The organism is Ileibacterium valens (assembly GCF_001945525.1).
Taxonomy (GTDB): Bacteria; Bacillota_I; Bacilli_A; order Erysipelotrichales; family Erysipelotrichaceae; genus Ileibacterium; species Ileibacterium valens.
Genome location: NZ_MPJW01000017.1, coordinates 1 through 3,297, shown reverse-complemented (window position 1 = coordinate 3,297; position 3,297 = coordinate 1). Strand labels below are relative to the sequence as shown.

At 40.8% G+C, this 3,297-nt stretch carries 2 protein-coding genes, 1 tRNA gene and 1 pseudogene; 2 read left to right on the top strand and 2 right to left on the bottom strand.

Annotated features, from left to right (window positions below; all coding sequences use genetic code 11):
• Window positions 1-261 precede the first annotated feature (261 nt).
• Window positions 262-350 (bottom strand) — tRNA-Ser (locus BO222_RS00350).
• A gap of 328 nt (window positions 351-678) precedes the next feature.
• On the opposite strand from BO222_RS00350, the gene BO222_RS00345 reads away from it, so the two are divergent.
• Entirely contained in the window at window positions 679-1,845 is a 1,167-nt protein-coding gene (locus BO222_RS00345; RefSeq protein WP_075817365.1) for a cation diffusion facilitator family transporter, read from the top strand.
• Window positions 1,846-2,063: 218 nt separating this feature from the next.
• On the opposite strand, the pseudogene BO222_RS00340 reads toward BO222_RS00345, so the two are convergent.
• A pseudogene (locus BO222_RS00340) lies at window positions 2,064-2,744 on the bottom strand (ABC transporter ATP-binding protein).
• A gap of 246 nt (window positions 2,745-2,990) precedes the next feature.
• Here BO222_RS00340 and BO222_RS00330 point away from each other — a divergent pair.
• Window positions 2,991-3,297: recombinase family protein (locus tag BO222_RS00330; RefSeq protein ID WP_158024523.1), on the top strand; the 307-nt coding region annotated here is incomplete at its 3' end.

The following is a 3,297-nucleotide window of genomic DNA, read 5'->3' as shown; positions in this document are numbered from 1 at the left end:
GGCAAAAGAAGGATAAAGGGCAAGGTCGAGATAATCATCGACAAAGGAACTGACAGTAGTGAAGACAGAATCCATCTCAATATGAGGGAAGAGAGAATGGAGCAGTGGCAAACGGCCCTGAATCGAGTTATAGTGTGTTTGGTAATTTTGTTTATTGATCATGAACATATTTTACCAAAAAAGGCACCTCATCCATTACGGATCAGGTGCCTCTTTTTATTTTTGGACTGTCAGAAATTTAACAGCCCCTGTTTATTCTAATGGCGAAGACGGTGGGATTCGAACCCACGTGCCCTTTCGGACAACTTGATTTCGAGTCAAGCTCGTTATGACCACTTCGATACGTCTTCATTTGGTTTGCCTGATCATTGTAGCATATCCAAAGATAAAAACAAAAACTCTTCTGATCTTGCAAAAGTTACTAAATCAGCAAAAATATGGATCTTCAAGCTCAGAATTCAAACGATTGAATCCGGTTATCTGTTTGTCATGAGTGTCCGGCTTGAATCGATCGGGAATTTGGACTGATGATAGATCAGACAGCTGCAATTCAATCGGCTGATTCGTTTACATCTTTTAGTAGTTTTACATCTTTTTGTATTTAGATAAATCGAGTGAAACAGTAAGTGGTTTGAGATAAAAAAGTGACTAATTAATAAAGTAAGGTAGGTGTATGTCATGATTGCATGGCTGATTAAGCGATTTGTCCCTAACTATGAAGATAAGGATTCTTCCAAAGTTCGATACGCAATCTGCCGATTGTGCGGAGTTGTTGGAATATTCCTGAATGTTTTATTGTTTGCATCAAAATATCTGGTTGGTTTACTGGTTGGATCAGTAGCCATTAAGGCTGATGCAATCAACAACCTGACCGATGCTGTGAATAATATTGTCAGCATAGTCTCGTTTTATCTGGCTGAAAAACCGGCGGATAAAGAACATCCTTATGGTCATGAACGGACCGAAACAATCACCGCCTTATTCATGGGTGTACTGATTGCCTGGTTAGGTATTGAAATGTTCAGGCAGTCGCTGGATAAAATTATTCATAACCAGGTTCCAGTCTTTGAATGGAGTTCGGTGATCGTTCTGGTGATGTCAATCGTTGTCAAACTCATCATGTATTCCTACAACAACAAGTACGCAAAGATCTATCACAGCGAGCTGTTAAAGGCCAATGCGATTGATTCAAGAAATGATACGCTTGGTACCCTTCTTGTATTAGGCAGTGCAGTGATTTCGCCATTTATTCATTATGACCTTGATGGAGTGATCGGTATTGTCGTTTCAGGAATTATCCTCGTTTCTGCCTATGACCTGATGAAAGAAGTCATTAACTCACTGCTCGGGGAAGCTCCGAATACATCCAGGATGAATGAGCTCATTGATGAAATTCTTGAAGAACCAATGGTTATGGATATTCATGATGTGATCTTTCATTCTTACGGTCCCAATAAAACCTATGCGACGGCCCATGTGGAAGTGGATGGAAATCTGTCATTGGTGGGAGTTCATAACCGAATTGACGATATTGAACGCAGAGTCCAGAAGAAGATGAATATCGATCTGGTCATTCATGTCGATCCAGTTCTTTTAAATGATGAGCAGACTATTGAAGCGGAAGAATTGTTTGATTCCACGATTGAATCGTGCTGCAAAGACTGGGGAATGCATGACTTTCGAATCGAACCCATTCGTGATGATCTCACCCGTGTTTATTTTGATCTGGTCATTCCATATGAAGATAAACGATCGGAAGAAGAAGTCATTCGTCTCATCCAGAAAAAGCTCAAGGAGCCTGAAAAATGGGAAATTGTCATCCGAATGGAACATCCTTATTCATAAAAGTTTGTAAAAAGTTGAAGAATCAATTGCTCAAATGCTAGTCCAAAACAACAGAGTCAAAGCAACAAAACCAAATCTAAAGGAAAAGAAAAATCCTCGCGAATTCCATTTCGATTCGCGAGGATTTTTTGATTTGGAGTCATATGGAGGATAGAGCTGTGAATCAGGTTCTGACTTGATCAGAGAATAACTGACTGTACAGATCAATCTGCAGAAATTCAGTATTCAGCATTCCTGAACTGACTTTCGTATAAAGCGGCATAACGCCCCTTCGTTTTCATCAGCTGTTCATGCGTTCCTGATTCTTCAATGTTTCCATTTTCCATATATAAAATCAGATCGGCATCACGAATGGTTGAAAGACGATGTGCGATCACAAAGCTGGTTCTGCCCTTCATCAATGCCTTCATTCCCTGCTGGATTCGATACTCTGTAAATGAATCTACTGAAGAAGTCGCTTCATCAAGGATCAGCATTTCCGGATCGGCAGCCATCGCTCTGGCAATGGTGAGCATCTGTTTTTCACCAGCAGATAAGTTGGAAGCTCCTGATTCAATTTTCATTTCGTAACTGTTAGGCAGTGTTCGAATCAGAGCATCAGCCTGCGAAATCCTGGCGGCTTCAATAGCCTGTTTTGGAGTTACGCCAGGAGAAGCAAATTGAAGATTTTCTAAAATGGTTCCTTCAAACAGCCAGGGATCTTGCAGGACCATGCCGATTTTTGTACGAAGAATGTTTCAGTTCACACTCTGAGTATCCTGGCCTTCAATGAGGATCTGACCGGATTGCAGATCATAAAAACGCATGATCAGATTGACCAGTGTCGTTTTACCAGCACCAGTCGGGCCGACGATGGCAATCTTCTGTCCGGCTTTGGCTTCGAAGGAGACGTTTTTCATCAACGGACGATCTGGGGTAATCTACTGTTGGTCATTAATAACTAAATTAGTCACAATTAGATTTATTTTCGATGTTTTTATTAACGCTCGAAACCGCTAACAGTTACTGTAAAACGGCTTTACGAGGTGTTTATGATCAAATATTCGGATTTAACCAAAGAGTGCTATTCAACAGGACATGTCGCAAAATTGGTCGGCTTAAATTATCGCTCAATTACGGCCTAGAAAAACAAGGGCAGAATCAAAATGGCTCAGTCTTCCACCGGCCGATGGTATGCCTCTCAACAAGATGTCATTGAATGGCTGAATTCAAGAATGATCTATTTCGATGATTCTCATAAAGAACGAATCAATGTCATTTACGCCAGGGTATCCAGCCATGATCAGAAAAAGAATGGTGATCTTGATCGTCAGATTGGCCGTTTGGCTTTGGCTGCTTCTGAAAAAGGTGATTTCAAAGTCTTTTCAGATACAGATAGTGGTTTAAATACCAGCCATAAGGGTCTGAGCAGAATGCTCGATTGGATTGAACAGGATCAGGTGAAGACAGTTT